This window comes from Rhodococcus sp. NyZ502, assembly GCF_041464245.1.
Classification (GTDB): domain Bacteria; phylum Actinomycetota; class Actinomycetes; order Mycobacteriales; family Mycobacteriaceae; genus Rhodococcus_F; species Rhodococcus_F qingshengii.
The window spans coordinates 5,260,428-5,283,456 of the sequence record NZ_CP167155.1 but is presented as its reverse complement, the minus strand read 5'-3'; the positions used below and the strand labels follow the sequence as shown (position 1 = coordinate 5,283,456).

Here is a 23,029-nt window from a genome sequence, read left to right as displayed (position 1 = left end):
AATGATGATGCGTGGCTATCTAACAAAGTCTTGTATACGAGACTCTAGTCTTGAATATGAGACGAAAACAAGGCCCGCAAAGTACGGAACGGAGAAATTGGCTACATGTCTGCGGTCGGGGTCTCCACCATTCGATCTCCGAGATCGGCGGAGAACTCGGCGCTGACGGCGCGCACTCGGTCGGCGATCAGGGCACTCTCCTCGGCCGATTTGGAGCCGGAGAGGAAGGTGACGCCGAGAGCTGCGACCGGACGACCGTCCCGTGTGATCACGGGGCTGGCGATGCAGTTGATCCCGGATGTCGTCGCATTCTCTTCGACCGCATATCCGCTCTCACGTGCTGCGGCGAGCAGTTCTCGCAGTTCGGCGAGCGCCGACGGACCCGTCCCGGTCCGCGTCGGCCAGGTGTACCCCTCGTAGAGCGCGCTGATCTGTTCCGCATCCAGACGGCTCAGAATCGCCCGCCCGACTGCGGTGAGATGCGCCGGAAGGCGGGTCCCGATCTCGGTCACCAACCGAACGCCGGGCTTCAGAGGTTCACGTTTGTCGAGGTAGATGACGTCAGAACCCTGAAGTACCGCCAGATGGGAGGTCTCGTCGGTCGACTGAGTGAGTGCCAGCATGAATCGTTGGCCCTCACGGTGAAGTGGGCCGGACCGCATGTACGACGCACCGACTTCGAACGCCGAGACACCCAGGGTCCAGGCGCGTTGATCAGCCCAGTACGAGACGAACCGTCGATCCCGCATGACATTGAGGAGGTGATGCGTCGTACTCTTCGGCAGCTCGAGGGCGCTGGAGATTTCTGCCGTCGCCAGCGGCACACCCCGGCGGGCCAGGAGATCGAGCACGTCGAGCACGCGCTCAGCAGATTTCACGCGGCTCGTCGTCATATGGGGTGTGTCCTTACGGGTAGGGCTGAGGTGGGAGCGGGGACCCACATTGTCTCGGATACGAGACTGAATCGCCAAGTGCTCGGGGTGGTCAGGGAGTCTGGTTGCCGAGTTCCGCGGACAACCGGGCGCAGTGCTCCACCAAGACGCGGCCGTGGCTGGCGCAGACCTCGTCCGTCAGACGGAAGGTCGGGCCCACGACGCTGAGCGCTCCGGCTATCTGACCGACCGCGTTGTAGATCGGCGCGGCAACTCCGGTCGAGTGATCCTCGATGGTGTCGTGCGCAATGGCGTACCCGCTCTCGCCTACCTTGCCGCTCAACGCTGCGCCGACGGCGGTGCCGTCCAGGGGAACGCTCTGGCCCACCCACCCCATGTGGCGGATCGCGTGCGTGCCCTCGATCTGATCGAGATACAGCGCAGTGTCTTTCGGTCCCTTCGTCGACAGGTAGGTCGACTCTCTCGTGGTTTCGGCGATGGCCTTCATCGCGGGCCGCGCTCTCGGCAACAGTTGATTGTCACCGAGTGCGCGAGCCCCGATCTGTAGTAGCCGCGGGCCGACGCGATAGACGTTGTCCTCGCCGCGGACGACGAACTCGGTTTGTTCGAGGCTTCTGATCAGGCGAAGCGCGGTACTGGTTGCCAGATCGGTTGCCTTGGCGGCGTCGCCGAGCGTCAACCCGCCGTGCTCGACGATCGCACCGAGAAGTTCGAACGTGCGATTCGCGCTGCGGGTCACGTCGCCGGGGGCCATGTCCTACTCCAAGTGCCGAGGGATGTCTGCGCTGAATCTATCGCGAGCCCGGCAGTACCTCACCGTGGTGCTCGTCCAGCAGGGGACTGCGGCGGACATCGGGGCGTCGACTATCACCGAACACGACGGGTTGTCGTACGTAGGAGATTTTTCCTGCTACCGGGTGCTCGAACGATTCGACGACTCCGCGATACTCGGCCTGCGCGGAGGTGAGTGCCTGCTGGACGTCCCAGATTTCCGAGCCGGCGAGGCCCGCGTCGCCGAGAATATCGACCACGTCGGCGACGGTCTTTCCGGCGGCCCAGTTTTCGATCTCCTTGCGCAGTGCCGGTTCGTTCTCGGTCCGGGCGGTGTCGTCGGCAAATCGAGGATCTGCGATCAGGTCGACGCGATTCATCGTCTGCGCCAGCTTCTCGAAACCCGACTGGCTCGCAACCGCGAGGACGAAGAGTCCGTCGTCGGCCTTGTAGGTGTCGAACGGTGTTGACACCGGATGACGGTTGCCGACGCGTGGGGGAGTGAGCCCGGTGGATTGCAGTTGGCTGTGTGCTGTCGGCAGCATGGCGAGCATGCTGTCGAACATCGCGACGTCTAGGTGCTGCCCGAGTCCGCTCGCCCGTGCACTCAGCAGGGCGGTACTGATTCCCCAGGCGGCGAACAGCCCGGCGATCAGGTCTCCGAACGACTCACCCAATCGTGTCGGCCCGGATTCCTCCGAACCGGTGATGCTCATGATTCCCGAAAGAGCCTGGACTACAAGGTCGTAGGCGGCGGCTCCGGACATGGGCCCGTCCTGTCCGAAACCGGAGATGGACGCGTACACGATCCGCGGATTGCGAGCCCGCGCAGCCTCGTAGTCGATTCCCAGGCGCTTGGTGACGCCGGGGCGAAAGTTTTCGACGACGACGTCGGCGGTCTCGATGAGCGTCAGCAGCGCCTCACGGTCCTCGTCGTTCTTGAGGTTGAGTGCCACCGAACGCTTGCCACGATTGAGCACGTTGAAGTAGATGCTCTCGCCGTCGCGGAACGGGCCGAGGTGCCGAGAGTCTTCACCGTGTTCGGATTCGATCTTGACGACGTCCGCACCGGCGTCGGAAAGCAGTGCGGTGCAGTAGGGTCCGGCAAGGACGCGCGAGAGGTCGATGACTCGGATGCCGTCGAGTGGGGGAAGTGCAGTCATGTCCGCGCCTTTCAGAACTCGGTGGAGCGCGGCGACGGAGCATTGCCGGCAATGGTGAGCAACTGGATCTGCGAGGTGCCCTCGAAGATGCGGAGAATGCGGCAATCGCGGTACAGGCGTTCGATTTCCGATTCGCGCATGAAACCTGCGCCACCGTGGATCTGTACGGTTTGATCGACGATCGAGAAGCAGGCTTCGGTGGCGACGTACTTCGAAATCGATGCGGCGCGGCGGATGTCCTGACCGGCGTCCTTGACGTCGGCGGCCCAGTCTGCGGTGACGCGTGATGCGACAAGTTGCGCGTCGCAGCCACCGAGGAGTAGCTGGATTGCCTGGAAGTCGAAGATCGGCGTGCCGAACTGCTTTCGCTCCGTTGCGTACTCGCGTCCCAGTTCCCAAGCGCGCAAAGCGATGCCGTTTGCCATTGCCGCTACGTCGATGCGTGCTCGGTTCAGGGCGGTCAAGGCAATGTTGCCGCCGCGACCTTCGGTGCCGATCACGGAGTCGAGCGGCAGAACGACGTCGTCGAGGTAGACGGTGTACGTCGGGGCCGAACGAATTCCCATCTTGTCCTGCGGCTCCGAGTAGCTGATTCCCGGAGTTCCCTTGGGGACGACGAAGGCGGTGATGCCTCGGAATCCTGCGCTCGGGTCCGTCTTGGCGAAGAGCACGACCAGGTCGGCTTCCTTGGCGTTGGAGATGTACGTCTTCGATCCGGAGAGATGCCAGCCGTCGTCCTCGCGTCGGGCGACGGTACGCATCGAGGCGATGTCGGAGCCGGCATCGGGTTCTGTGAGTGCAAAGCCGGCCAGTAGTTCGCCCGACGCGAGCTGGGGCAACCAGCGATGCTTCTGCTCTTCGGAGCCGCCGACGAGAATCGGCTCGAGGCCCAGGTAGTGGGCGGTGTAGATCGATGCCAGCGCGGCGTCGGTGCGTGCAACTTCTTCGATGGCGACCAGTTGGGTTCGTGTCGACAGACCCAGGCCGCCGAATTCCTCGGGCACGGAAATGCCCATGAGGTCCTGCTGCCCGAGGCGCTTGACCAGCTGCGCCGGGAACTCCTTGGACTCGTCGCGTGCGGCTGCTCCTGGGTGGATCTCGGCGTTGGCGAAGGCTCGGACAGTGCTGCGGAACTCTGCGAGATCGACGCTGTCGGTGTCGGGCGCGGTCTGGGTAGTCACGGGGGCTCCTTCGAGGCGGAATAGTTACGAATTTCATCTAATGAAATCTAATTGCCACTAGTTGGCATGGACTGACTATGGCCGAGGGTGGCGAATTTGTCCAGGGGTGAATTTGTTGTGTCGCGGCTCACGTTCTGCAATGATCAACTTGTCTAAGCCTGTATAGACAAGTTGATTGCGGATCGAACCCACTACAAGTCGGAAGCAGCTTGGCTTTCGGCGGAAGGTGCTGACATGAGCCTCGTTTCAGTCGACACGACACCGGACTCCGAGAATGTGAGGAGGGTGTCCAGTACGTATTTCGAGGGCTTGTCGGCGGATCGATACGCTGCGCTCGCCGAAGACCGCAAGCTGGCGATTGTCGCCGCGCACATGGACCTTTCGCGTCGACGAGGACACAACTCGTCGATCTCGCGACTCGCGCCGGCCGGGGAGTTAGGGGATGGCCCCGCGATTCAATACGTCGGCGACGACATGCCGCAGCTCGTCGAAGCGGTCTTGGCGACACTTGCCCGTGCCCGCGTGGAACCTGAATTCGTGGTGCACCCCGTGCTTCGCACAGCCGTACAACCGGCGCACAGCACCGAAGACGCCCGGGCCGGGGAGCGCACCGAATCATGGATCCACATAGGACTACCCGCACACTGTTCGGACGCGCAGGCGCAGGTGATCGCGGACGACGTCGCCGGAATCCTCGACCGTATCGCGCGTGCCTTCCGCGATTCCGTGCCCCTGCGGGACCTCGTCGACGAGGCGCGCGAGCAACTGGACTCGAACGGCTACGCCGAAGAAGCTGACTTTCTCCGGTGGTGCAGCGCCGGAAACTTCAGTGTCATCGGTGGTGCGCGAACTGTCGACAGTGACGAGCCGTACGCCATCGGCGTGCTCCCCGATCCAACCGGCTCTTCGGATTCGAAAGCGGCGCCCCTCGCGATTGCAGTGGTGTACCTCCGGCAAGGGTTCGGTGGATCCGAATACGCCACCGAGATCGACGTGTCCGTCGGCGACCGTGCGTACCGATTCGTCGGGTTCTTCACCGCGACCGGTATCGTCGCCGACGTCAGGCTAACCCCGCTCGTGCGAGGACGCGTCGCAGACATCTTCGAGGCCTCAGGATCCACCGTCGATTCGTTTGTCGGACAATCGATGCTGGCAGTGATTCAGTCGATTCCGGTCACAGTGCTCCTGGCGGCCGAGCCGGCCCGAATCGCGGACGCGCTGGACGAACTCACTTCCGTGGACGGCCGCACATCGATCCATCTGTTCTTGCAACCGGTGGGAAGTTCCCCGGCGACAGGGCGAGATCAAGAGTTGTCGGCTCTGCTCTTCGTTCCGCGCGAGAAATTCAGTACGACGATCAGAACAACGGCCGAGTCGGTACTCGCCGACGCACTCGGTGCCCACAATATCGAGTTCTCCAGTCGAGTCTCGGAATCCCCCTTGGCCGTCGTACATTTCACGGCCACAGTCGGCGGCGGCGCGAACTTCGCGTCGGCGCGACAAGCACGGGAGATTCGGGACCTCGTCGTCGACGCGTGCCTGACGTGGGACGAACGATTCGTTCTGGATGCTTCGCACTACGACGAGCGGCGCAGGCGTGCTCGGTTCGCCGAGCGCGTCCCGGTGGCATACAAGCAGGATTTCGACGCTGTCCGAGCCGCCGAGGACATGGCGGTGTTCGAGGGCCTCGCGCCCGGAGAAGTAAGTCCACGGTTGGCCCGATCTGTCGACGGACCGGGTACTCACCGTCTCGGGCTGTACGTCTCGGGTGATCCGCTCTCGCTGGGCGAGGTGCTGCCCGTATTGCAGAGCCTGGGCGTCGAAGTGGTCGACGAGCGTCCGTACGAGATCGCACCGGTGGGAACCGAACAGTCCAGGATCTACGAGTTCACGCTCGACTATCCGAGTGCTCCGGTCGAAGGCTTCGACAACTTTGCCGCGCGATTCGCGGCGACGTTTGCCGCGGTTCGAAACGGTGACGCCGAGCCGGACTCGTTCAACGAATTGGTCGCGATCGCGGGACTCGGCTGGAAACAGGTAGTGGTGCTGCGGGCATACGCGGAGTTCTTGCAGCAAGCGGGATTTCCTTACAGCACCGGTCGCGTCGCCGAGGTACTTGCCGATCATCCCGAGATCGCCGGCAGATTGTGCGAATTGTTCGAGAGCCGTTTCGATCCTGACGTCGTCGACGGAGATCGAGGTGCACGTGCAGCAGCGGACGTGGAAACGGCCGTGGCGCAGGTGCAAGGACTCGACGCCGATCGGATCCTGCGCGCGTTGTCCGAACTGGTCCGTAACACGTTGCGTACCAACTATTTCGTGTATCCCACTCAATCGCTCGGCGCGCTCTCGTTGAAGTTCGATTCGGAGAAGCTGTCCGTATTGCCTTTCCCTCGACCGAAGTTCGAGATATTCGTGTACTCACCCGATGTAGCAGGTGTGCACCTTCGTTTCGGTACGGTGGCTCGCGGCGGCTTGCGCTGGTCGGATCGGAAAGAGGACTTTCGCACCGAGGTACTGGGATTGGTGAAGGCGCAGGCAGTCAAGAACGCAGTCATCGTGCCTGTCGGAGCGAAGGGCGGATTTGTCGTCAAACGCCCACCGGTTCCAGGGCTGGGCGCAGACGCAGACCGAGAAGCTGCGTTGGCGGCCGGGATCGATTGCTACCGATCCTTCATTCGCGGACTACTCGATCTGACCGACAACGTCGACAAGCAGAGCGGGGCCGTTGTCGCGGCGCGGCGGGTCGTTCGCCACGACGGAGACGACACGTATCTTGTTGTCGCCGCGGACAAGGGAACTGCGAAGTTCTCCGACATCGCGAACGAGGTTGCCGCGGAGTACGGATTCTGGCTCGGCGACGCCTTCGCGTCCGGCGGGTCGGTCGGCTACGACCACAAAGCCATGGGTATCACGGCGAAGGGCGCCTGGGAAAGTGTCAAGCGGCACTTCCGTGAGCTCGGCGTCGATACCCAGCACGATGACTTCACCGCGGTGGGGATCGGAGACATGAGTGGCGACGTCTTCGGCAACGGTATGTTGTGCAGCAGACACATTCGCCTGATCGCGGCGTTCGATCATCGGCACGTGTTCGTCGATCCGAACCCGTCGCCTGAGCGCTCGTACGACGAGCGATCACGTCTCTTTGCGCTCCCACGATCCTCGTGGGCCGACTACGACCCGACCTTGATCAGTGCCGGCGGCGGAGTGTGGGAACGCTCGGCGAAGCGCGTTCCGATCAGTGACGAGATACGAGAGGCACTGGGCCTCGAGGACGACGTCACCGAACTGACTCCACCACAACTGGTTCGGGCGATTCTGCGGTCCCCGGCAGATCTGTTGTGGAACGGCGGCATCGGAACGTACGTCAAGGCCTCCGGTGAGTCCGACCTCGAAGTCGGCGACAAGAGCAACGACGCCGTTCGGGTGAACGGCAACGAAGTGCGTGCCCGAGTGATCGGTGAAGGAGGCAATCTCGGCCTCACCCAGGCCGGACGGATCGAATACGCACGCGGCGGTGGACGGATCAACACAGACGCCCTCGACAATTCGGCCGGAGTCGATTGTTCCGACCACGAGGTGAACATCAAAATCCTTCTCGACTCCCTGATCAGCTCAGGCGTCGTCACGGACTCACGTCGTGACGCACTACTCGAATCGCTGACCGACCAGGTCGCAGAACTCGTTCTCGCAGACAACCGTTCGCAGAACGAACTGATGGGTACCACGCGGGCGGATGCGGGGGCGATGATCGGTGTGCACGGCAGAGTGATTTCCAACCTCGAATCGCGCGGGATCGTCGACCGTGTCATCGAAGGGTTTCCGACCAAGAAGCAGTTCGCCGCGGCTGAGAAGTCGGGAACGGGGCTGACGTCGCCGGAACTCGCCACACTGATGGCCCACGTCAAGCTCGATCTGAAATCCACGCTGTTGGCGGGAAGCTCGATCGACAACCAGATCTACCGCCAGGCGCTGGTGAACTACTTTCCGGAGGGCGTTCGAGTTGCAGGGGGCGACGCCCTCGACCGGCACCCACTGCGGCGCGAGATCGTCGCGACCGTGCTGACGAACAACGTCATCGATCGGGGCGGCATCACCTATGCATATCGGCTCGGTGAAGAGGTCGGCGCTGATCCGGAAGACGCGGTACGTGCCTTCACCGTGGTTTCCGAGGTGTTCGGACTGTGGAAGTTGTGGCACGACATCAGCGAAGCCTCGATCTCGACCGCCGTATCCGACGAGTTGATCCTGCTCACCAGGCGACTGCTCGACCGGGCGTCACGGTGGATGCTGACACGTCGTCCGCAACCGCTGGCCGTCGGGGCCGAGATCAGCAGATTCGGTGATCGCCTCGCGGAGGCGTCGGCAGAGCTCGATGGCTGGCTGGTAGGCGCAGATCAGCGGAACCTGGCTGCGCGAACGGTCCTCATCACGGACAAGGGCGCGCCGGAGAACCTGGTCAGGCGAGTGGAGATATTGCTCGATCAGTTCGGACTGCTCGACGTGGTGGAGATCGCGGACCTTGCCGATCGGACGATCTCGGAGACCGGCGAACTCTATTTCCGGCTCGGTGAGCATGTTGGGCTCGTCCCGATGCTCAATCGAGTGTCGGCATTGAGCAAGGACGGAAAATGGAACGCGTTGGCGAGGTTGTCGTTGCGGGACGAGTTGTACTCGACGGTGCGGGCCCTGACCCTCGACGTCTTGGCCGACGCGGAAGCGGGTGACACGACAGCGGAAAAACTCTCGAGGTGGGAAGAAAGGAATGCGTCGAGAATCGAGAGGTCCACTCTCGCGCTCGCAGAGATCGAGGCGTCCGGGCAACACGATCTTGCTGCGCTTTCGGTTGCGACGAGCCAATTGCGGCGCATGGTGGGTTAGGTCCGGCGCGGACGCTCGCGGATGGATCGGAAAGGTGCACGAGGCGGATAGACTTCGGAGGCCGAACGGGAGAACCGACTCGGTGGTTTTCGACGAACGGGTGGTGGCGATGGCGATTGCCGAAGTGGACGCAGAACTCGCCGTGCTGTTCAACGAGGCAGGCGGCGAGTCCGCCCCTGCCTACGAACGGGTCAAGAACCTCGTGGTCTCGCAGATCAACTCGGGTCGGTGGACCGAAGGCGATCAGCTGCCTTCGGAGAATCAACTGGTCAGTGCGCTGGGGTTGTCACGAATGACGATCAATCGAGCGCTTCGCGAACTCACCAGCGACGGTCTGATCGTGCGGATGATGGGGGTCGGTACTTTTGTCGCCGCCACGAAGACCGCGTCCCCGCTGTTCGAAGTCAAGAACATCGCCGACGAGATTCAGCGCCGCGGCCACCGTCATCGAACCGAGGTCGTCTTCGTTCGTGAGGAAGAAACCGACCACGGGCAGACGTTCCTTCGTGAATCGGTGGGCAAACGGGTGTTCCATTCGCTGATGGTGCACTTCGAGGACGAAACTCCGATTCAGGTGGAAGACCGATTCGTGAATCCGAACGAGGCGCCCGACTATCTGCGCCAGGACTTCACCGCGATCACCCCCAACAACTACTTGAGTGACGTTGCGCCTCTGGTTCGCGGCGAGCATGTCGTGGAAGCGGTGTTGGGTAGCCCGGACGAATGCGAGCTGTTACGCATCGATCGCGGGGAACCGTGCCTGCTGATTCGCCGCCGCACCTGGTCGGCTAACGGATTGGTCAGCGCGGCGCGCTTGATCCATCCGGGTTCACGCAATCGCTTGGAAGGAACCTTCGAGCGCTGATCGTTTCGAATGGCGAATCCTGAACACTCGCTCGTCCGATTGCACCATTTTCGGGGCCGACTTCGGTGCAATCGACCAGGACGTGACTGCGAGCACACTGAGATCATGGGTGGACGGTTATTGCTTCCGCAACCTCACTTCCCGACGAGTGAGACCTGAGCGGATCCCAGCAACGCCGTCTACGCCGCTCGCTTCCATGATCGAAGGAGTTCGAACTGTGACCGACTTGCCCAAGGACCTACTTGTCGCCCCGAAGTGGCAGGAACGCCTCGACGAACTGGCAGCCAAGCATTCGGTACCGGGCGCGCAGGTCGGTGTGATCGCGCTGGGCGAAGACGGCGCGGCGGACATCCGTGTCATCACCACCGGAGTGACGAGCCTGAACACGCGCGTCGACGTCGACGCAGACACCCTGTTCCAGTACGGATCCGCGAGCAAGATCTGGACGACGACGCTGATCATGCAGCTCGTCGACGAGGGCAAGCTGACGCTGGACACCCTGGTGGTGGAGGTGCTTCCGGAGTTCACGATCGCGGATCCTTCCAACACGAAGGAAATCACGATCCGCCAGTTGCTCACGCACACAAGCGGTATCGACGGAGACCTGTTCAACGACACCGGTGACGGTGACGACTGCGTCGAGAAGTACGTCGACGAACTCGCGACCGCGATCAGCGTCACCGAGCCCGGCGGGCATCTGAGTTACAGCAACGCGGGTTTCGCCGTTGCCGGCCGCATCGTCGAGGTCCTTCGTGAGATGACGTGGGACGAGGCGTTGGTCGAATATCTCTGGAAGCCAATCGGATTGACGCACATCATCACCAAGGCCAAGGACGCGCCGCTGTTCCGCACGGCCGTCGGCCACGTGGCCAACCCGGATCGGACGTCGCCGGACAAGGTGATTCCGACCAAGCAGTGGCTGCTTCCGCGCGGTATCGGTCCGGCCGGGATCATCACCGGATCGGTCAGCTCGCTCCTGACCTTCGGTGCTGCACACATGCGTGACGGACTCGCATTGACGGGTGAACGCATTCTGTCCGAAGAATCCGCGCGCCTGATGCGCACTCCGCAATTCGACCTGACCGCGGTCTCGAGCGTCGATCAGGCCTGGGGTCTCGGCTGGATCCTGTCCGACTGGGGTGGCGTGACGTCCGCGCAGCACGGTGGTGCGACGATCGGCCAGATCACTCGTTTTCACACCTTCCCCGAGCTCGGTCTCGCCATGGCCGTGGTGACCAACTCGCGTGGCGGCGGCGCCCTGGCCCACGACATCGAGAAGGAGATCGCCCAGGAGCTCGATCTCGTTCTGCCGGAGCCGAAGTCCGAGCCGAATGCGGAAGACATCGACCTGTCGCACATTCTCGGAACCTATGAATCGACAACCGTGCGAATCGAACTCACGCGCGGCGAGGACGGCGGATTCCAGGTGCAGAACTTCGCCAAGGTCGAGATCGACGGCGAGCCGCCGGCTCCGCCCACCAAGGTCGTGCCTCTGTCCGCCTCCCGGTTCTCGATCAGTAACGAGAGCGCTTCGGGTGAGATGGCTCATCTCACGATCGATGGCGAGCAATATCTCTACATGACAAGGCTTTTCAAGAAGATTTCCGACTAGTCGCGGCGAGATGATTCTCTCCGCTGAATGAAATCTCGGGCAGGTCGAAGGCGATGAGGGCCCTCGACCTGCCCGCACTACTTTTCGAGGAAAACTCATGATGAAACCTCTCGCTCCTTTTCCGGACGTGAATCACCCCGCGGCACTGGATGCTTACGGCCTTGCGCCGGTCATCGACGGTCACAACGATCTGGCCTGGACGGCTCGCGAAACTGCCGCATACTCGGTGGAGAATCTCGAGAAGGATTCCATCTTCCAAACCGACATCGACAAACTCGGTCGCGGCGGCGTCGGTGCGCAGTTCTGGTCGGTTTACACCCCGTGTGACAGGACGGAGCCAGAGGCGGTTCAGTACACACTCGAACAGATCGACTACGTGTACCGGATGATCGAGCGATATCCGGATACTTTCGAATTCGCGCGTACAGGTGACGACGTGCGTCGCATCTGGAGCGAGGGCAAGGTCGCGTCCTTGTTGGGCGCGGAGGGCGGTCACAGCATCGGCAGCTCGCTCGGTGTCCTGAGAATGATGGCGCGCCTTGGTCTTCGGTACATGACGCTGACGCACAACGACAACACCGGGTGGGCGGACTCCGCGACGGACACTCGAGTACACGGCGGGCTGACCGACTTCGGTCGCGAGATCGTGCGCGAAATGAATCGGCTCGGCGTACTCGTCGACCTGTCGCACGTCTCGGTGGAAACGATGAGAGATGCCATCGAGACGTCTTCGGCGCCGGTGATTTTCAGCCATTCGTCGTGCTCTCAGCTATGCGGTCACCCCCGTAATGTTCCCGACGACGTCATGCGACTGCTCGCGGACAACGGCGGGGTCATCATGATCGCCTTTGTACCCATGTTCCTTTCTGCCGAGTACAACGAGTGGTTCAAAGGCGGGCGAGTCGGCCCACGACCGGCGATGACAGTGGACCATCTCGCCGACCACGTCGAGCATGCCCGAGACGTCGCGGGCATCGACCACATCGGTTTGGGCAGTGACTACGATGGGTTCGACGACTTTCCGGACGGTATGCAGGACGTATCCGGTTTCGCGGTGTTGATAGACCGTCTGGCGGAACGCGGTTGGTCCGCGGAGGACTTGGCAAAGCTGATGGGCAACAACGTGTTGCGTGTGCTCGACGAGACCAGTGCGGCCTCGATGTCGAGCCTTTCCTAGCCGTATCGACGCCCGAGAAGATGAGGATGAGAATGAAGAAGATTCGTACCGTTGCACTGAAGCTGGTTGCTTCGGTGTCCGTAGTTCTGGTTGTGCTGGTATCGATAGCGCTCGTATTCAATGTCGGCTCCAGCAAAGCGAGCGTTCCGGCCGGGGAGACGGGCAACCAGTTCGTGTCCGTCGACGGAAAGAACATGAGCTACTCGATCCGCGGCAACGGCGATCAGACCATAGTGCTGTTACCCGGGTTCGGAACGTCCGCACCGATTCTCGACTTCACACCGCTTGTCAACGAGCTCGCACCCGACTACCGCGTCGTCACGATCGAGCCCTTCGGTTACGGCTACAGTGATGGAACGGACAAGGACCGCACGACTGCGAACATCGTCGAAGAGATTCATACGGCAGTACAGTCGCTGGGAATTGACGAATACATCCTCATGGGGCACTCGATCACTGGTCTCTATGCGCTGGACTACACCGCGAAGTACCGTGACGAGGTCACCGCATTCGTGGGTATCGACAGCAGTGTTCCAGGGCAGCCGAACATGGATACCAAATTCCCGATCGACGCACTCCGAGTTGGAAGGCAATTGGGCTTGGCGGAATTGCTGTCCAAGGTCGTCGGTGGTGAAGCCTCGGACGAGTACCTCGATCCCGCCGCAAAGGACGAGATGCGACAGTTGACTGCGAAGAACAACTTCAGCGATACCTATCTCAACGAGATGGATCACCTTTCGAGTAACTTTGCTGAAGCAATCGGCAAGACGTTCCCAGCCGATGTTCCGATTCTGTTGTTCGCCGTGAACAATTCAGAAGTTCAGGGCTGGACAGAGCTGCACGAGGGGCAGGCAGCCTCCGTCGATCACGGAGAGGTGATCTTGCTGGACGGAGACCACTACCTGCACCACACCAGGTCGAAGGAAATCGCCGAGAACCTCGGAAGGTTCTTGGGTGAGCTGAACTGAATCCGGGAGGACGTTAAAGTTGGAGGCGGGGCCATCGAGTCGAGATGGTCCCGCTTCTTTCTTCTCCACTGATCGTTCGGAGGCATTGTGGCGCAGACCTGGTCACGCGAAGAACTGGTGAGCGAGCTGGACTCGGCGTATTCGAAACTCGAAGCGTTACTCGACGGCGTCGCCGAGGCCGATGCGTTCGACGCCGTTGCCGTCGACGCGTGGACGGTGCACGACGTACTCGCTGTGCGTGTCTGGTGGGCAGAGGCCGTCGCAGAGTGGATAGGTGCCGGGCTGCGAGACGAGGCTCCGCAGACGCCGGCGGCGGGTTACAAGTGGACGCAAACACCCGCACTGAACCAGTCGGTTGTCGACGCGAGCATCGACATTCCGGCTCAGGAGCTTCGTGACCGCTTGGGAGCTGCTGTTGCGATGTTGCGCAACTACATCGAGACCCTTGACGATGATCAACTGCTGTCGGTCGGGGTTTTCTCGTGGACCCGGACGTGGCCGGTCTCGAGGTGGATCGCCGTCAACACGATCACCCAATACGCGTCGTTGTCGAAAATGATTCGGCGAGTGCTGAAGTCGAACAATCAGCTCTGAAGTCGATGCATCCGCCATACGTCCGGTCCGTCGGGGAGCGAGGTCTGGCCGACGATCGTGAAACCGAACCGTTGGTACAGCGGTAGATTTCGTTCGGTCGACGTATCGAGCCAGCAATTCTGTTCGGTTCGATCCAGTTCCGCCAAAGCATGTTTCAGTAGCGCAGAACCCAATCCGGTTCCGCGTGAGCGCGGCGTCGTACCGATCGTTGCCAACGACCACGCGTTGTCGGGGACGGGAAGCGCAGACAGTTGTTCGTCAGCCTGAAGAACGCGCTCGAACCGATCTCCGTGCAGTTCGACGATCTTCTCGACGGTCGCTTCATCAGGCTCTGGAGTGTCCGGCGGCAGGACTGCGATGACGCCGTTGCCGGAATCGTCGATGTAGGAACGCCCGAACGGTAGTGCCAGGTGTTCGAGGTAGATCCGTTGCAGAGTCGCGACGCGTTCCACGTGGGAGTCTTCGGCGACGCACCAGTTCGTCCAGGGGTAGTCGGCAAACGCCTCGCCGAGAACCTCGGCGGCACGGTCGAGGTCGTCGATGGACAGCGGTCGAACAGAATTCTGCATAGTGCCACTTCAGCACAGTGAGGTCTTCCGTCGCCACTCGATTTCTGCGGTGTAGCAGGTGCGCGGGTCGTGGTCACGTACTTGTGAGTTCATTCAAGAAAGTTGGACGAGGCTGTCGATCCTGCGTTGACTGGTAGTGATCGGGCAATCGCCGAGCTGTCAACTCCGGGCACGTGAGATCCGGGTACGGCGATTCTCCGCGAAAGGAACAGATATGAACAGGCTCGAAAGCAAGAGTGTAGTGATCACAGGCGCCGCCAGTGGAATCGGGCGTGCAGCAGCACAACTCATGGCGGCAGAGGGCGCCAAGGTGTTGGTCGCCGACCTCGATCCTGCGCGTGCAGAGGAAGCGGCGGTGGCGATTCGCGAGACGGGTGGCAATGCAGTGGGTTTCGGCGTCGATGTCATGAACGAGGACTCTCTGGCAGCGATGATCGAAAAGGCGGTCACCGAATTCGGCGGCATCAACGTCCTGTGTAATCACGTGGGCGGTAGTAACCCGCGCAAGGATCTCGACCTGCTCCGGATGGACTTGGACGAGTGGGATCGCGTGATGTCGCTCAACGTCCGCAGCACTGTCGTCGCTTCACGACTTGCCATTCCGCACATGAACAGTGCCGGTGGAGGATCGATCGTCAACACGGCCTCGGTAGGTGGATTGATCGGGGATTCCCTGCAGTCTGCCTACGGATCCGCCAAAGCGGCAGTCATTCGTCTGACGCAGTACATCGCAGTCCAGTACGGAGCAAACGGTGTTCGGTGCAATGCCGTAGCGCCGGGCGCGATCATGACACCCGCTCTCGTGGACAACATCCCCGCTGATGTCATCGACGGCATGAAGCAGGCAAACGCCCTGCCTTACCTCGGCGAACCCGAAGACATCGCGCATGCCATGGTCTACCTGGCTTCGGACGAATCTCGCTACATGACGGGGCAGACCCTGGTGGTCGACGGCGGACTCACCAGCAAGAGTCCGCTCGCGACCGGCCGTTCGTCGATGTTGAGCTGAATCAGCTCCGCCAACCGCTGGGGCCGGCGCCCAGAACCTCGATGGATCCCTGACTGGCGTGTGAATGCTTGGTGCGGTGCGTCATTCGCCACTTTCCGTCGATCCGCGCCCATGAGTCGTGGTAGTCGCCGAGGGTGAAGAAGTTCAGGTGAGCCTTGCTCCCGGTGCCCACATGCATGTCGCTGACATAGGAGCGGCTGGTGGCGAGATCGCCGACCACCTCGACCAGCACGTTACCGATCAGATGTTGGGTGGGACCGCACTCGTCGAGGAACGAGCGGATGGACGCCACTACCTCGGCGGGTCCGCGCAGAGTTCCGGTGCCCAATTCTGCCGTAGCGTCCGGCGTCATGATCCGGTGGAGTTCATCCCACTCTCGCGCATCCATGGCTCGGGCGAACTCGAAGATGGAGCGGGTGATCTCGCGTTCGTCGAGAAGAGTGGTGATGTCGATGCTCATGCTGTGCGCCTTTCTTAACGTCGGGGGGTTAATAAAGGCGCACAGCAGATGTCAGCGGTTGAGCAGCTTGCGCATCGCTTCGGCAGCACCCTTGACCATCTTGTCTCGGGGGAAGCCACTGCGCTTCTTGGCGCCTTCGTAGTTTCCTGCAGCCACCCAGATCGGGCCGTCGGCAAGGTGTTCGAGACCTTCACGTGCAACATCTTCGGGCTCTGCGACGTTCATGCCCGGGATGTCGAAGTTCAGTCCCGCGCGAATCATAGCGGGTGTGCGAGTGACACCGAGAATGAACTCGACGACGTGAACGCCGTACGGCTGGAGTTCGAGCCACAGGCTTTCGGCGAAGATGCGCCCGAATGCCTTGGACGCCGCGTAGATGCTCTGGTGCTCGGAGCCCATGAATCCGGCCAGCGAACCGAGCAGCATGATGCCGCCGCGTCCGCGATCCTTCATCAATCCGCCGAAGTGGTGCGAGAGTTCGAGCTGCTTGTTGATGTTCAGCTCGATGACTCCGGCAAATCCCGTCAGATCTCCGGTGACGAACTCGTGGCCGTAGCTGTTGGCGCCGGCGTTGAAAATGAGGAGACCAACCTCGACGTCGTCGGTGACAGCCTTGATCTGATCGAGCGCGTCCGGAACGAGCAGATCCAATGCGAGAGTGCGTACTTCGACGCCGTTGGCGCGGGCCTTGGCCGCGGTCTCCTCGAGCGGGCCCGGCTTGCGGGCGATGAGAACGAGGTTGATGCCGATCTTGCTGAGCTCGTCGGCGAACCCTGCGCCGACACCTTCTGAACCGCCGGCGATGACTGCCCACGGGCCGTAGTACTGAGGATCGATCATTACTACCTTCTTCGAAAGATGTTGGCTTGACTAGTGAAACGGAGTCGGTACGGGTTCGCTGTCGTCGACGATCGGCTGAGGCACCGGCTCGTCGTTGAGGATCTCGAGTTCGCCCGCTGTTGCAGCGTTCACGATGGACGCGATCAAGGCGCCGCACTGCTTGCGAGGGGCACCGGGTCGTCCCTCTCGCTGCCCGAATTCACGGTCGTCGGCGATTTCGAGGCACTGGGCGCGGGCCTGGTCACTCCACTGAACGGTGGTGTGTTCCCAACTGTTCTTCTGGACCAGGACCTGAGCCTTGCACTCAGCGCACTGAAGAGGCTGCATCTTCGTCTGCCTTCTTTGCAGCGAGGTTGTCTTCGACTTCCTTCTGCCAGGCTGCGACGGGTCGCGCGGTGTCGAGTTCGAATTCGAAGCGCTCGGTCATCTCGGGAGCGATGTCCGCGACATCGACGTAGAACTGTTCGTACCAGCGACGGAGCTGGTAGACCGGGCCGTCTTCTTCGCACAGGAGCGGGTTCTCGATGCGAGTCTTGTTCTTCCAGATCTCGACGTCCTGCTCGAAGCCCTTGGCGATGAACGTGCCGAAGTTCGCGGCCATCGCGTCGGCGGCTTCACCCTGGAAGCGATCCGACTTCTTGACGATGATGCCGTACTGGAGCACGAACTTGTCAGCGCTGACCGGGTAGTGGCAGTTGATGAGCACAGAGTCGACGTTGTAGTCCTCGTACTCGTAGGTCAGGTCGTCGACCATGAAGGAGGGGCCGAAGTACGTGGCAACCGAGTTGCTGCCGACCATCTTCGGGGTGCCTGCTGCGTGGGGACGCATGTCCGAGCGAGCGACGCCGCGCATGTACTGCGTTGCGGCGTGGCCTTCGAAGACGTTCTTGAAGTACGTCGGGAAGGAGTAGTGCACGTAGAAGAAGTGCGCCATGTCGACGATGTTGTCGACGATTTCGCGGCAGTTGGTGTCGACGGTCGTGGTGTACCAGACCCAGTCGCTCCACTCGTCGCTGAGCGCGCCTTCGATGCGGGGGATAGCCACGTCGTCGGTCGGCGGGTTGCCCTCGGGGTCGTGCCAGACGAAGAGCATGCCGTCCTGGTCGAGGGTTTGCCAGGCGCGCGTCTTGGCCAGCGGGGGGACGCGGCGTGCGTACGGAATCTTCTGGCACTTGCCGTTGCCGCCCCAGCGCCAATCGTGGAACGGACAGGCAATGGCGTCGCCCTTGATGGTGCCCTGGCTCAAGTCGCCACCCATGTGACGGCAGTACGCGTCGAGGATCTTGACGTTGCCTTCACTGTCGGCGAAGACGACCAGTTTGGTGCCGAACGCCTCGATGGAGTGCGGCTGGCCGTCCTTGAAGGACTCCGTGAGTCCAATGCAGTGCCATCCACGCGCAAAGCGTGTAGGCGCGGTTCCAGCTTGGATCTCGCGAACCTCGTCGTTGTCGGACTGAGTGATCGTCACGATGAGTCCCGTCCTTTCCAGGGGCAGTGTCGACGCCCGACGCTAGGGGAGCGTGAATTGCCTCTGGGGTCTCGTCTCACTGGCCGGGACCAGCGGCGAGCGCGAGGATCCGGCGGCTGATCCCGGCCTCCGGGACTTCCGATCACCGGAACGCGTGACCGACATATCGTGACGGGGCAGCCGTTATGTCTATCTGCCGATCCGCTCCCTCACGGTTCGGTGCGAGGAGTGTCTCCCATGGTCAACAAGGTTCTGAGTTCAGTCCGTGATCTGCTCCCGAAGATCGCGGCCCGCGCTCAGAAGGTCGACGATTCGCGCAAGATCTCCGAACGGACCATCCGGGAGCTGTCCGAAGCCGGCGTCTTCTCCATGCTGGCGCCGAAAAGATACGGAGGTGCCGAGAGCGACCCGGTTCAGTTCTACGAAGTGGTCAGGGCCATCTCGGCTGCCTGCGGCTCGACCGGTTGGGTCGCGTCGGTGGTGGGGGTGCACCCGTGGCATCTTGCACTTTTCGACGACCGAGCGCAGGCCGACGTGTGGGGAGAGGATCAGACGACGCTCATTTCGTCCGCCTATGCGCCGGTCGGTCGACTGACGGCGGTGGACGGTGGCTACGAGCTATCGGGCCAGTGGGGTTTCTCCTCCGGTTGCGACCACGCGAGTTGGGCGTTGCTGGGAGCGATGGTGGTCGGCATGGATGGTCGTCCCGTCGATTTCATGACGGTGTTGGTGCCGCGCACCGATTACGAAATCCGTGACGTGTGGGATGTCGTGGGTATGCGGGGCACCGCGAGCAACGAGATCGTGGTCGACAAGGCCTTCGTTCCCGAGCACCGATTGAAGCGCAACTACGAGACCGCACAACTGCGTGGTCCTGGCCAAGCGGTCAATCCTGGCCCGCTGTACAAACTTCCGTTCGGGAGCATCTTCACCTCGACGGTTGCCGCTCCGTGTGTGGGCATCGTCGCCGGTTGTTACGAGGGGTACCTGGACGTGATGCGTGAGCGCGTCCGTCTGAGTTTGGGTGGCGGACGGTTCAGTGAGGATCAGTTCGCTCAGGTCGCCGTCGCACGTGCGTCGTCGGAGATCGATGCTGCGATTCTGCAGATGGATCGCAATATCCGGGAGATGTACGAACTTGCTGTGGCCGGTCAGGAGCTCCCACTCTCGATGAGGCTGCGTGCGCGTCGTGATCAGGTTCGTGCGACGGAACGCTCGGTGGAAGCGATCGACATGCTTTTCAAGACGGCAGGCGGGAACTCCCTCTCTCGCGGAAACCCGATCGAGCGTGCGTGGCGTGACGTTCATGCGGGCAGCGTTCACGTTGCCAACGAACCCGAGCGCGCGTTGGCGCTCTACGGCCGGGCGGCGTTCGGACTGCCGGTGGAGGACAACCTGATCTGACGGGTTGGCGCGTCACCGGGTGGGGTATTTGCCTTTGGATGAGGGAAGTACCGGCTCTGACCATCGGCTCGATCGTCGACATGGCGGGTGTCGCGCGCGCGAAGGTGATGCCGGCCGGCCGAACCGGTGTCTTCGAGAAAGCCGGTGCGGGAGTCTCACCGAGCTGGAACGTCTTCTGTAGCGACGATCGGATTGCCTTCACCGATTCCTTTTCCGTCGTGGGTGATCTCCGGTTGCGTATCGACCGCTCCGACCTCCGTGATCTCGGCGGGGGCGTGTCGTGGGCGCCGGCGACGTTGCACGAGCAAGACGGTGCGACGGCTGCCGTGTGTACTCGGTCCGCACTCACTGCCGTCGTGGCGCGGCTTGCCGCCGACGGACTGGAAGCTCGGGTGGGTCACGAGATCGAGTTCACTCTTTTCGGTGATGCGTGCAACGGAGCGTGGTCGGCGTACGGGTTAGGTGCAGTCCTGCGCCGCGAGGACTTCCTCAAGGACCTTCTGCGCAATGCCGAACGCGCACAACTTCATATCGAGCAAGTGCATGCAGAGTACGGACCGGATCAATTCGAGATCTCCATCGCTCCGGCAACTCCTGTTCAGGCTGCCGACCTGGTGATACTGGCCCGGATCTTGATCAGCCGCACTGCCAGAGCCCACGGATTGGCGGCCTCGTTTTCACCGATACCTACGGTCGGAGGTGCAGGGAACGGTGCACACCAGCACTTTTCGTTGAACTCAGGTGGGCGGCCCGTCTTCTCCGGTGGCGGGCAGGAGTACGGGATGACCGACAAAGGATCGTCAGCTTTGGGTGGAATCCTCTCTCACCTCACGGAATTCACGGCCGTCTTTGCGTCCTCACCGCTCTCCGGGGTCAGGCTGCGACCGGACAATTGGTCGGGGGCCTACGTCTGTTGGGGGCTCGAGAACCGGGAAGCGGCACTGAGGTTCTGCGCAGAGTCACCGTCGAATCCACACGGCGCCAACGCCGAAGTGAAAATCGTCGATCCATCGGCCAACCCGTATCTGGCGACCGCTGCGATACTTGGCCTTTCGCATATCGGTATCGGCAATGCCTCGCCATTGCCGCCGGAAATTGTGGTGAACCCGTCGACTCTCACGGAGGCGGAACGTGATGAGCGCGGGGTGACCCGAGTCCCCACCGATCTGCGCGAGATAGTGCAGAAGTTCAACTCCTCCTCGGTGGCGAAGGAAATCTTCGGGGAGTCGATCATCGAAGCGATGGTGTCGGTGAAGGGAGTTGAGCGCGAGACTTTCTCCCAGATGGACGAGGCGACAACCGTCGAGCGGCTTCGATATACCTGGAGCTGAAAGGGTTGACGCGCAAGATGTCGAGTCCTATGTTTAAGCTATTCCTTAATTAAGGAGTTGCTTACATGGACGAGCGAAGTGGCCGACTCGATGCAGTGTTCAGCGCATTGGCCGACCCGACGAGGCGTGAAATGCTCTCTCGCCTCACTGATGGTTCGATGACCGTCGGTGAGTTGGCCGAGCCGTTCGAAATGAGTCGACCTGCCATCTCTCAGCATCTGAAGGTGCTCGAGCGAGCCGGTCTCATCGAACGAACCGCCACCGCGCAATGGCGCACGTGCACCCTTCGCGCAGAGGGTCTCGACGACGCCAGCGCCTGGGTCGACGAACACCGGCGAGGCTGGAACGAACGCTTCGACCTCCTCGACGAGCGTCTACGTGAGCTGAAACAACGTCGACCGAAGAAGGAGAAGGACAATGAGTGACCGGAATGCCGATGCCACTGCAGAATTCACCATCACCCGGATCTTCGACGCGCCGCGCGACCTTGTCTGGCAGGCGTGGACCGACCCCGACGAGGCGGCGCGCTGGTGGCATCCGAAGGGTGTCAGCAGTCCCCGTGAGCATGTCACGATCGATCCCAGAGTTGGCGGAACGTACCGCTACCTGATGATCAACGACGAGAACGGAGCCGAGTACCCCACCGGCGGAACCTATCTCGAGGTCGACGAGCCGAAGAGGCTGGTCTTCACCTGGGGAAATCCGAGTGATCCGGTGGATGCCGCACCTCGGATAACGGTCACGCTCGCAGAACGGGGTGACAAAACCGAGATGACCTTCCACCTGGTAGGAATTCCGGGATTCAAGGGTGACGGGAATGTGTACGACGGATGGGAATCCGCTTTCGACGTGTTGGACGAAGTTCGCGCCGGCGACTAGTCGGGAATCGGACACCGCGACAGCGGTGCCGGTGATTGAATGAGACTGATACTTCATTCATCACCGACTCAGGAGAGCCCGATGGCACCAGAAGTTGCGGTAGTTCTCGAGGGATACACCTACTTCGAATGCCCGCGCTGGCACGAGAACCGGATCTGGGTATCCGACTTCTACACCTACCAGGTGATTTCGGCCCGCGAGGACGGGACCGACATACGCGTCGAGGCGGAGGTTCCAGGGCAGCCGTCCGGGCTGGGGTGGCTTCCGGACGGCAGATTACTGGTCGTCTCCATGCGGGACCAGAAGATTCTGCGGCGAGAATCCGATGGCGAGTTGGTGGTGCACGCAGACTTGTCCGGGTACGTCAGTGCCAACGTCAACGACATGCTGGTCGACGCACAGGGACGAGCGTACGTGGGCAACTTCGGGTTCGATCTGATGAACCTGGCCCCCGTCGAGACGGCAGATCTCCTCCGCGTCGACCCCGACGGATCGGTGCACGTCGTCGCGCGAGATCTCCACTTCCCCAACGGAATGGCTCTGACGTCGACCGGAGATCTGCTCGTGGACGAAACGCTGGGAAATCGAATCAGTGCGTTTGCCGTCCAGGCCGACGGCTCTCTGGGTGAACGCCGCGACTGGGCGTCGTTCGGGCCGGTGCCTGGTGGACCCGAGATGGAGACCACCCTCGCTCAGATCGTCGTTGCGGCGGACGGGTGTTGTATCGACGGAGACGATTCGATGTGGGTGGCCGATGCCCTCGGAAGCCGTGTTCTTCATGTGGGCGCCAGCGGGGAGATAGTCGACGAAATTGCCTTCGACAGCGGTGTCTTCGCTTGCGGACTCGGCGGTTCCGACGGTCGTACCCTGTTCGTTTGTGCCGCCCCGGATTTCAATGAACACGCTCGCAAGGTGGCTACCGAAGGAAAGCTGCTGTCGATTCGCCTGGAGCCTTTGAGCTGAT

General features: G+C 61.7%; 21 protein-coding genes. 12 read left to right on the top strand and 9 right to left on the bottom strand.

Annotated elements, in window-relative coordinates; genetic code table 11:
* Window positions 1–101 precede the first annotated feature (101 nt).
* The 4 genes from ACBG85_RS24350 to ACBG85_RS24335 all read right to left on the bottom strand — a co-directional run bounded on the left by ACBG85_RS24350 (window position 102) and on the right by ACBG85_RS24335 (window position 4,008).
* Window positions 102–893, bottom strand: coding sequence for an IclR family transcriptional regulator (locus ACBG85_RS24350; RefSeq protein WP_372025178.1), 792 nt, complete (start codon window positions 891–893; stop codon window positions 102–104).
* Window positions 894–984: 91 nt separating this feature from the next.
* Entirely contained in the window at window positions 985–1,647 is a 663-nt protein-coding gene (locus tag ACBG85_RS24345; RefSeq protein WP_030536970.1) for an IclR family transcriptional regulator, read from the bottom strand.
* Between the two features lie 37 nt (window positions 1,648–1,684).
* Window positions 1,685–2,827 carry a CaiB/BaiF CoA transferase family protein gene (locus ACBG85_RS24340; RefSeq protein ID WP_372025176.1) on the bottom strand — a complete coding sequence of 381 codons (1,143 nt, stop codon included), beginning with the start codon at window positions 2,825–2,827 and terminating at the stop codon, window positions 1,685–1,687.
* Between the two features lie 11 nt (window positions 2,828–2,838).
* Entirely contained in the window at window positions 2,839–4,008 is a 1,170-nt protein-coding gene (locus ACBG85_RS24335) for an acyl-CoA dehydrogenase family protein (protein WP_007732726.1), read from the bottom strand.
* Between the two features lie 234 nt (window positions 4,009–4,242).
* Between ACBG85_RS24335 and ACBG85_RS24330 the strand changes: the two genes are divergently transcribed.
* The 6 genes from ACBG85_RS24330 (at window position 4,243) to ACBG85_RS24305 (ending at window position 14,105) form a co-directional block, all read left to right on the top strand.
* A complete protein-coding gene (locus tag ACBG85_RS24330) occupies window positions 4,243–8,889 on the top strand; it encodes an NAD-glutamate dehydrogenase (RefSeq protein ID WP_372025174.1) in 4,647 nt (1,548 codons plus the stop codon).
* 109 nt (window positions 8,890–8,998) lie between these two features.
* Window positions 8,999–9,754: a histidine utilization repressor gene (gene hutC / locus ACBG85_RS24325; protein ID WP_024487384.1), complete on the top strand. Its 756-nt coding sequence runs from the start codon at window positions 8,999–9,001 to the stop codon at window positions 9,752–9,754.
* Between the two features lie 217 nt (window positions 9,755–9,971).
* Window positions 9,972–11,366 carry a serine hydrolase gene (locus ACBG85_RS24320; RefSeq protein WP_275232590.1) on the top strand — a complete coding sequence of 465 codons (1,395 nt, stop codon included), beginning with the start codon at window positions 9,972–9,974 and terminating at the stop codon, window positions 11,364–11,366.
* Between the two features lie 97 nt (window positions 11,367–11,463).
* Complete coding sequence (locus tag ACBG85_RS24315; protein ID WP_007732718.1) at window positions 11,464–12,543, top strand: dipeptidase; 1,080 nt, start codon at window positions 11,464–11,466, stop codon at window positions 12,541–12,543.
* A gap of 32 nt (window positions 12,544–12,575) precedes the next feature.
* Window positions 12,576–13,511 (top strand): alpha/beta fold hydrolase, encoded by a 936-nt coding sequence (locus tag ACBG85_RS24310; protein WP_372025172.1) that lies wholly within the window; start codon window positions 12,576–12,578, stop codon window positions 13,509–13,511.
* 87 nt (window positions 13,512–13,598) lie between these two features.
* Complete coding sequence (locus ACBG85_RS24305; RefSeq protein ID WP_007732702.1) at window positions 13,599–14,105, top strand: ClbS/DfsB family four-helix bundle protein; 507 nt, start codon at window positions 13,599–13,601, stop codon at window positions 14,103–14,105.
* On the opposite strand, the gene ACBG85_RS24300 is transcribed toward ACBG85_RS24305, so the two are convergent.
* Window positions 14,096–14,674, bottom strand: coding sequence for a GNAT family N-acetyltransferase (locus ACBG85_RS24300; RefSeq protein ID WP_218695772.1), 579 nt, complete (start codon window positions 14,672–14,674; stop codon window positions 14,096–14,098). The two genes, ACBG85_RS24305 and ACBG85_RS24300, sit on opposite strands and share 10 nt — an antisense overlap.
* A 214-nt stretch (window positions 14,675–14,888) precedes the next feature.
* On the opposite strand from ACBG85_RS24300, the gene ACBG85_RS24295 reads away from it, so the two are divergent.
* A complete protein-coding gene (locus ACBG85_RS24295) occupies window positions 14,889–15,683 on the top strand; it encodes an SDR family NAD(P)-dependent oxidoreductase (protein WP_054826829.1) in 795 nt (264 codons plus the stop codon).
* Window position 15,684: 1 nt separating this feature from the next.
* On the opposite strand, the gene ACBG85_RS24290 is transcribed toward ACBG85_RS24295, so the two are convergent.
* From ACBG85_RS24290 to ACBG85_RS24275, 4 genes are read right to left on the bottom strand one after another with little or no spacing between them, the layout of a single operon-like run.
* Window positions 15,685–16,143, bottom strand: a complete 459-nt coding sequence (locus ACBG85_RS24290; protein WP_003940631.1) for a nuclear transport factor 2 family protein — start codon at window positions 16,141–16,143, stop codon at window positions 15,685–15,687.
* A 51-nt stretch (window positions 16,144–16,194) separates the two neighbouring features.
* Window positions 16,195–16,983 (bottom strand): SDR family oxidoreductase, encoded by a 789-nt coding sequence (locus ACBG85_RS24285; RefSeq protein WP_020909164.1) that lies wholly within the window; start codon window positions 16,981–16,983, stop codon window positions 16,195–16,197.
* A gap of 30 nt (window positions 16,984–17,013) precedes the next feature.
* Entirely contained in the window at window positions 17,014–17,310 is a 297-nt protein-coding gene (locus ACBG85_RS24280; RefSeq protein ID WP_003940353.1) for a hypothetical protein, read from the bottom strand.
* Window positions 17,288–18,451: a Rieske 2Fe-2S domain-containing protein gene (locus ACBG85_RS24275; RefSeq protein ID WP_003940257.1), complete on the bottom strand. Its 1,164-nt coding sequence runs from the start codon at window positions 18,449–18,451 to the stop codon at window positions 17,288–17,290. The genes ACBG85_RS24280 and ACBG85_RS24275 overlap by 23 nt, the downstream gene beginning before the upstream one ends.
* A 237-nt stretch (window positions 18,452–18,688) precedes the next feature.
* Here ACBG85_RS24275 and hsaA point away from each other — a divergent pair, with 237 nt between their 5' ends.
* The 5 genes from hsaA to ACBG85_RS24250 all read left to right on the top strand — a co-directional run bounded on the left by hsaA (window position 18,689) and on the right by ACBG85_RS24250 (window position 23,028).
* Window positions 18,689–19,855, top strand: a complete 1,167-nt coding sequence (gene hsaA, locus ACBG85_RS24270; RefSeq protein WP_042448427.1) for a 3-hydroxy-9,10-secoandrosta-1,3,5(10)-triene-9,17-dione monooxygenase oxygenase subunit — start codon at window positions 18,689–18,691, stop codon at window positions 19,853–19,855.
* 38 nt (window positions 19,856–19,893) lie between these two features.
* On the top strand, window positions 19,894–21,186 hold the full coding sequence (locus ACBG85_RS24265; protein ID WP_372025167.1) for a glutamine synthetase: 1,293 nt from the start codon (window positions 19,894–19,896) through the stop codon (window positions 21,184–21,186).
* A 65-nt stretch (window positions 21,187–21,251) separates the two neighbouring features.
* A complete protein-coding gene (locus ACBG85_RS24260) occupies window positions 21,252–21,611 on the top strand; it encodes a helix-turn-helix transcriptional regulator (protein WP_003940373.1) in 360 nt (119 codons plus the stop codon).
* Window positions 21,604–22,065 carry an SRPBCC domain-containing protein gene (locus tag ACBG85_RS24255; protein ID WP_030536982.1) on the top strand — a complete coding sequence of 154 codons (462 nt, stop codon included), beginning with the start codon at window positions 21,604–21,606 and terminating at the stop codon, window positions 22,063–22,065. Before ACBG85_RS24260 ends, ACBG85_RS24255 begins: the two co-directional genes overlap by 8 nt.
* 81 nt (window positions 22,066–22,146) lie before the next feature.
* Entirely contained in the window at window positions 22,147–23,028 is an 882-nt protein-coding gene (locus ACBG85_RS24250; RefSeq protein ID WP_058037664.1) for an SMP-30/gluconolactonase/LRE family protein, read from the top strand.
* The last annotated feature ends 1 nt before the right edge of the window (window position 23,029 follow it).